The sequence below is a fragment of the Paenibacillus sp. FSL W7-1287 genome (genome assembly GCF_038004245.1).
GTDB classification, from domain to species: Bacteria; Bacillota; Bacilli; order Paenibacillales; family Paenibacillaceae; genus Pristimantibacillus; species Pristimantibacillus camelliae.
The window spans coordinates 3,598,526-3,605,000 of the sequence record NZ_JBBORD010000001.1 but is presented as its reverse complement, the minus strand read 5'-3'; the positions used below and the strand labels follow the sequence as shown (position 1 = coordinate 3,605,000).

The window sequence follows — 6,475 nt, the reverse complement described above, 5'->3', positions numbered from 1 at the left end:
GGACTTTGGTACGATCTGTACAGGATAGGTGGGAGCCTATGAAGCATGTGCGCCAGCATGTGTGGAGGCGCCGTTGGGATACCACCCTGATCGTATCGGAGTTCTAACCTGTCACCATGAATCTGGTGAAGGGACCGTGTCAGGCGGGCAGTTTGACTGGGGCGGTCGCCTCCTAAAAAGTAACGGAGGCGCCCAAAGGTTCCCTCAGAATGGTTGGAAATCATTCGAAGAGTGTAAAGGCATAAGGGAGCTTGACTGCGAGACCTACAAGTCGAGCAGGGACGAAAGTCGGGCTTAGTGATCCGGTGGTACCGCATGGAAGGGCCATCGCTCAACGGATAAAAGCTACCCTGGGGATAACAGGCTTATCTCCCCCAAGAGTCCACATCGACGGGGAGGTTTGGCACCTCGATGTCGGCTCATCGCATCCTGGGGCTGAAGTAGGTCCCAAGGGTTGGGCTGTTCGCCCATTAAAGCGGTACGCGAGCTGGGTTCAGAACGTCGTGAGACAGTTCGGTCCCTATCTGTCGCGGGCGTAGGAAATTTGAGAGGAGCTGTCCTTAGTACGAGAGGACCGGGATGGACGTACCGCTGGTGTACCAGTTGTTTCGCCAGAAGCATAGCTGGGTAGCCAAGTACGGAAGGGATAAGCGCTGAAAGCATCTAAGCGTGAAGCCCCCCTCAAGATGAGATTTCCCAATTAGTAAGACCCCTTGAAGACGACGAGGTTGATAGGCTGGGGGTGGAAGTGCAGCAATGCATGGAGCTGACCAGTACTAATCGGTCGAGGGCTTATCCTACAGACTTTGAATACGGAGCGCAAGCGAAGGTTCATAAGTCACATCGGAAGCATTACGCTTCTGCTTGATTTACCTTTGGAGATTCACAACTTTCATATCCAGTTTTCAAGGTTCAAACCTTGAAAAGCTCAAATATATTTTGAGCATTTGTTCCCTGATAGCTCAGTTGGTAGAGCACTCGACTGTTAATCGAGTTGTCACAGGTTCGAGTCCTGTTCGGGGAGCCATATATGGAGAGCTGTCCGAGTGGTCGAAGGAGCACGATTGGAAATCGTGTATACCCTTATCCGGTATCTAGGGTTCGAATCCCTAGCTCTCCGCCAGATTTATTTCTTAGTAGTACAAGGCCCGTTGGTCAAGGGGTTAAGACACCTCCCTTTCACGGAGGTAACAGGGGTTCGAATCCCCTACGGGTCACCAACAATGGAGGATTAGCTCAGCTGGGAGAGCATCTGCCTTACAAGCAGAGGGTCGGCGGTTCGATCCCGTCATCCTCCACCATATAACTATTCCTAAAAAAGTGAAGAAAAGCTAAAGATGCTTATACCGATTACTTTTTCAGGGACCCAATAGTAATATCTTTTAATGACGCGGGGTGGAGCAGTTGGCAGCTCGTCGGGCTCATAACCCGAAGGTCACAGGTTCAAGTCCTGTCCCCGCAACCAATTAAGAAGTACCGAATTGTTGTACGGAGCTGTGGTGTAGAGGCCTAACATGCCTGCCTGTCACGCAGGAGACCGCGAGTTCGAATCTCGTCAGCTCCGCCATTTACAACAACATTCGGCTCGGTAGCTCAGTCGGTAGAGCAGAGGACTGAAAATCCTCGTGTCGGCGGTTCGATTCCGTCCCGAGCCACCACTAAGCGTTTAGATATGCCGCTTTAGCTCAATTGGTAGAGCAACTGACTTGTAATCAGTAGGTTGGGGGTTCAAGTCCTCTAGGCGGCACCATTATTCGTGGGAGATTAGTGAAGTGGCTAAACACGGCAGACTGTAAATCTGCTCTCTACGAGTTCGGTGGTTCGAATCCATCATCTCCCACCATTCCTACAGGGGCATAGTTTAAAGGTAGAACAAAGGTCTCCAAAACCTTTGGTGTGGGTTCGATTCCTGCTGCCCCTGCCAGTGGAATCTTACAACTTATGAATATGGCGGTCGTGGCGAAGGGGTTAACGCACCGGATTGTGGCTCCGGCACTCGTGGGTTCAAGTCCCATCGATCGCCCCATTTAAGTAAAACTTGAGTTAATTGTTGGGGATTAGCCAAGCGGTAAGGCAACGGACTTTGACTCCGTCATTCCAAGGTTCGAATCCTTGATCCCCAGCCATTTATGCGGAAGTGGCTCAGCGGTAGAGCATCGCCTTGCCAAGGCGAGGGTCGCGGGTTCGATTCCCGTCTTCCGCTCCATTCATACATTGGCGCCATAGCCAAGTGGTAAGGCAAAGCTCTGCAAAAGCTTTATTCCCCAGTTCAAATCTGGGTGGCGCCTCCATAATAGATTGATAATGTGCGGCCTTAGCTCAGCTGGATAGAGCGTTTGACTACGAATCAAAAGGTCAGGAGTTCGAATCTCTTAGGCCGCGCCACTTTATGTCATAGATCCAAATTGGTGAGGGCAGGAGTACGCAAGTAACATAAGCCGGTGTGGCGGAATGGCAGACGCGTTCGACTCAAAATCGAATGGGGAGACCCGTGGAGGTTCGAGTCCTCTCACCGGTACCACAATAATAACGGACAGCTCATTAGAGATAATCTCTAATGAGCTTTTTTATAAGTTGTTAGTTTCTAGAATGAAAGTTAAGAAATCATGAGGATATAGTATCAACGAAAAGAAAAATTAGCTATACTAAATATATTCATATTGAGATATACCATAATTGAGATAAGATGAGATGAGGGTTAATGAATGGTTGAGGCATTGTATATGCGTATTAAGCACGATATTATCAACCAAATACAAACTGGCGATCTTAAGCCTGGTGACATGATTGCAACGGAGAAAAATCTCGCCGAGCGTTATGGTGTAAGTCAAATTACATCAAAGCACGCTTTACAATTATTAGCTGCAGAAGGATATGTTGAACGGTTGCGTGGGAAAGGTACTTTTGTCAAAGCTATTCAGCCTGCTACTGACGTTGAAGCTAATGTTGCATACAAGCATACAAACCAGTTCCGTAACACCATCGCGCTTATTCTACCGTCGATGAAAACCAATATTGATCAAAGGCTGCTCGATGGTATAGAGCGCTATTGTCGTGAGGCAGAGCTGAATGTACTCATAAGTATTTCACGCGAATCGTCGATAGAGGAAAAAAAAGCTATTGAGCGCTTTCGCGAAAGTGGAGTCCAAGGCTTCATCATCTTTCCAGTGGAGCAGGAAAGCTATAGTGATGCTATATTGAGATTAACGCTCGATCGCTATCCTATGGTACTAATCGATCGATACCTGAAGGAGATAAAGGCTTACAGCGTTAGCTCGGATAATATGGGTGGTGTACATACGGCGATCAGCAAATTATTGCAGCTAGGCCATACACAAATTGCTTATATTAGCCCTGAGATAACGAATACGGCAACAGATGAACGAGCAAAGGGCTATGAACATGCATTTATTGATGTAGGAATGTCTATTGATAAATCATTATGGTGCATGCTGAGCCTGCAAGAAATAGATGCTGGTTTAAGCGAGCAAAAAATTACGCAATTTCTATTGGAGCATCCAGAAATCACCGCCATCTTCACTGTGAACGCTTATCTTGCTGAAATCGTAAAAAGGGTACTCGCTGCTGCAGGCCGAAAAGATATCGTACATAGTACATTTGATGATGTTGATTATGTCTTTTCGTATATTAGGCAGCAAGAGGAGAAGATCTGTCAGGAGTCAGTGAAATTATTACTTGAACAGCTCGAAGGTGTTTATGAGCCTAGACGTGAATATATTGAAGTCATGTACATAGAAAATAAATAAATTTGATAAAATTATTGAAAAGAGAGCGATGCTCTCTTTTTTTATTTGTCTAAATAGTATATAAATATAGTATAAACATATATTTAATATACTTAATATAAAGGTTGTGTACTATGAAGAATTTACCGCTCTATAAGCAAATCCAAGAGGATATTAGAAGATTGATAGCGATAGGCAAGCTGCGAGAGGGCGATCGGATTCCTTCTGAGAAAGAGCTCGCAACTACATACAGAGTAAGTCTTATTACGAGTAAAAATGCACTAATTGGCTTAACCGAAGAAGGCTTGTTAGTAAGAATTCAAGGGAAGGGAACATTTGTAGCAAAACGTACCGAAGAGGCGAACTCTGGAGGAATAGCCGAGGATTGGTCGATGATAAATGCAAAAAGCGGTAGAATAGGCCTCATACTGCCGACAATGAAAACGAAGGTTGATCAGCGTTTCTTAGATCATATTGAGAAGTATGCGTCGAAGTATGGCCTCGAGCTGATGCTTCGCATCACGAGGGAGTCGCAAGAGGAGGAATCAGAGGTAATAGCTTCTTTTTTACGACAAGGAGTGGACGGAATCATTATCTTTCCTGTTGAGAATGAGATGTACAATGATTCTATTCTGCGACTATCACTCGATCGCTTTCCGCTTGTTTTAATTGATCGCTTTTTGAAGGAAGTTAAAACGTATAGTGTAAGCTCGGATAATGTAAGAGGAACATATGAAGCGGTATCACACCTGCTAGATAAAGGGCATTCTACCATTGCATTTATATCGCCGGAAATTACAAACTCTGTGACAGATGAGCGCGCGCAAGGCTTTGAGCAGGCTTACTTGCAGCGTGGTTTATCGATTGATAAAAATGTGTGGTGCTTGCTACCGCTGGACAAAATTGTTTCGGGTCAAGCCGAACAGTTGATTTATCAATTTTTACAGGAGCATCCTTACATTACTGCAGCATTTACTGCCAATACCGAGCTATGCAGCTATACCTATCTTGCTGCGAAGCAGCTGAATAAGCCTGTACCTGAAAGCTTAGAGCTCATTACCTTTGATCCGCCCAATCTTCCAGGCGTATCTTATATTCGTCAAAATGAAGCTGAAATGTGCAGGATTACACTGGAGCTATTACATGAACAGATTTCAGGAAAATACGATCCGCAGCGAATCATTGTACCCGTTACTTTAGTATGGAAAACCTAATTTTATACTGAATTCAATATATAAATTTATGTTAATATACACTATCATTGTTCTAAAGCGCTTTCATTAAATATATAAAGACGAGGGGATAGTTATGAATAAGAGGCTGAAATGGTCAAGTTTGGTTTTACTAGCTACAACGATGTTGGTAACCGCTTGTAGCAACGGTGGTTCAAGTAATCAAGCTGCAAACAACGGTAATAACATTCAAAGCTCCAAACAGACAACTCAGACAGTTTCTGACACAGTCGCTGACAAAGATCCGGTTACGATCGAATTTATGGGACATGGTAACCCAAATGAAAAGGGCATTTTCGAAAAGCTTATTGCTTCATTTGAAGAAAAATATCCGCATGTCACTGTAAAATATACCTCGGTGCCGCCAGGTGAATATTCTCAAAAGCTAACGACGCTCATTAGCTCAGGCAAAGCACCGGATGTGTTTTATGTAGGTGGCTCAGAATTCTATCGATTCGCTGAGGCGGGAACGGTATTGAATGTACAGCCTTATTTGAATGAAACGGATTTATTTGATCCAGACAATGTTTGGTCTCAAGCGTTAGACCGATATCGCTATGATGGGGCAAAGGTTGGATCGGGAGATCTTTATGGCTTGCCTAAAGATGTAGGACCATGGGCATTTGTCTACAATAAGGATTTATTCGATGACAAGGGCATTACACCGCCTTCAGCTGTAGCTGGTGAATGGACATGGGATGATCTGCTAGATGCCGCTAAGCAGTTAACGGTCGATGAGAATGGTGATGGAAAGCCTGAACAATACGGTGTAGCCGCATATAGTCTGGAGTCTGCTGTATGGGCGAACGGTGGCAATTTTATCGATTATGATACAGGACAGGTGCTGGTGAACGAGCAAGCTTTCTACGATGCGATGCAATTTGTCGCAGACTTAACATTAGTCCACGGGGTGAGCCCGAATGTCGAAGCCGAGCAATCAATGAACGGCTATACACGTTTCTTGAATGGTCAATTGGCGATGTTTGCGATGGGGCCGTGGGATCAACCGGCATTTTGGGAGCTGCCATTTAACTGGGATATTGCGGCATGGCCAGCCAGTCCAACAACGGGAGAGACAGCAACATGGCTTGGATCGATGGGCTTCGCGATTTCTAATAAATCAAAGCACCCACAAGAGGCATTTGACTTAGCTGCATTTTTGTCACTCGATGAGTATGGTCAGCGCCAAAACTATGAGCTGGGGCAAGCGGTACCGAATTTGATCGATTTGTCTAAAGGGGAGTTTTTAGCAAGTGATAAAGCTCCGGCTAGTCGACAAGTATTCCTCGACATCATTGAGGATTACGGACGTCCCGATGTACCAGCCTTTTCAAAGGATACACAATGGATTGATTTATTCTGGCAGCAAGCAAGCCGCGTATGGAATGGTGAAGTATCAGCACAGCAATTTACAGCAGAAATTCAACCGAAGATGCAAGAGCTTTATGATAAATTCAATAAATAATTAGACATCAGGAGTGACAGCCGTTTACTCGC

The 6,475-nt window shown here is 45.1% G+C and carries 3 protein-coding genes, 16 tRNA genes and 1 rRNA gene (1 of these 20 only partly in view); all 20 read left to right on the top strand.

Annotation, left to right across the window (positions count from 1 at the left end):
• Positions 1-800, top strand: a 23S ribosomal RNA gene (locus NSQ99_RS16380); it begins 2,130 nt to the left of the window's first position.
• A 151-nt stretch (positions 801-951) separates the two neighbouring features.
• A tRNA-Asn gene (locus NSQ99_RS16375) sits at positions 952-1,027 on the top strand.
• Between the two features lie 5 nt (positions 1,028-1,032).
• A tRNA-Ser gene (locus tag NSQ99_RS16370) sits at positions 1,033-1,123 on the top strand.
• 22 nt (positions 1,124-1,145) lie between these two features.
• Positions 1,146-1,220 (top strand) — tRNA-Glu (locus NSQ99_RS16365).
• A 5-nt stretch (positions 1,221-1,225) separates the two neighbouring features.
• A tRNA-Val gene (locus tag NSQ99_RS16360) sits at positions 1,226-1,301 on the top strand.
• An 88-nt stretch (positions 1,302-1,389) separates the two neighbouring features.
• Positions 1,390-1,465 (top strand) — tRNA-Met (locus tag NSQ99_RS16355).
• A gap of 25 nt (positions 1,466-1,490) precedes the next feature.
• Positions 1,491-1,567: transfer RNA gene (locus NSQ99_RS16350), tRNA-Asp, on the top strand.
• Positions 1,568-1,582: 15 nt separating this feature from the next.
• Positions 1,583-1,658, top strand: a tRNA-Phe gene (locus NSQ99_RS16345).
• A gap of 16 nt (positions 1,659-1,674) precedes the next feature.
• A tRNA-Thr gene (locus NSQ99_RS16340) sits at positions 1,675-1,750 on the top strand.
• A gap of 8 nt (positions 1,751-1,758) precedes the next feature.
• Positions 1,759-1,843 (top strand) — tRNA-Tyr (locus NSQ99_RS16335).
• A 7-nt stretch (positions 1,844-1,850) separates the two neighbouring features.
• Positions 1,851-1,924: transfer RNA gene (locus tag NSQ99_RS16330), tRNA-Trp, on the top strand.
• Between the two features lie 26 nt (positions 1,925-1,950).
• Positions 1,951-2,026 (top strand) — tRNA-His (locus NSQ99_RS16325).
• A gap of 25 nt (positions 2,027-2,051) precedes the next feature.
• Positions 2,052-2,126 (top strand) — tRNA-Gln (locus NSQ99_RS16320).
• Positions 2,127-2,131: 5 nt separating this feature from the next.
• Positions 2,132-2,206: transfer RNA gene (locus tag NSQ99_RS16315), tRNA-Gly, on the top strand.
• Between the two features lie 10 nt (positions 2,207-2,216).
• Positions 2,217-2,291: transfer RNA gene (locus NSQ99_RS16310), tRNA-Cys, on the top strand.
• A gap of 17 nt (positions 2,292-2,308) precedes the next feature.
• A tRNA-Arg gene (locus NSQ99_RS16305) sits at positions 2,309-2,385 on the top strand.
• 52 nt (positions 2,386-2,437) lie between these two features.
• Positions 2,438-2,521 (top strand) — tRNA-Leu (locus NSQ99_RS16300).
• 184 nt (positions 2,522-2,705) lie between these two features.
• A complete protein-coding gene (locus NSQ99_RS16295; protein WP_340837846.1) occupies positions 2,706-3,767 on the top strand; it encodes a GntR family transcriptional regulator in 1,062 nt (353 codons plus the stop codon).
• A 113-nt stretch (positions 3,768-3,880) separates the two neighbouring features.
• Positions 3,881-4,960, top strand: a complete 1,080-nt coding sequence (locus NSQ99_RS16290) for a GntR family transcriptional regulator (protein ID WP_340837843.1) — start codon at positions 3,881-3,883, stop codon at positions 4,958-4,960.
• Between the two features lie 94 nt (positions 4,961-5,054).
• Positions 5,055-6,443, top strand: coding sequence for an ABC transporter substrate-binding protein (locus tag NSQ99_RS16285; protein WP_340837842.1), 1,389 nt, complete (start codon positions 5,055-5,057; stop codon positions 6,441-6,443).
• Positions 6,444-6,475: the final 32 nt, after the last annotated feature.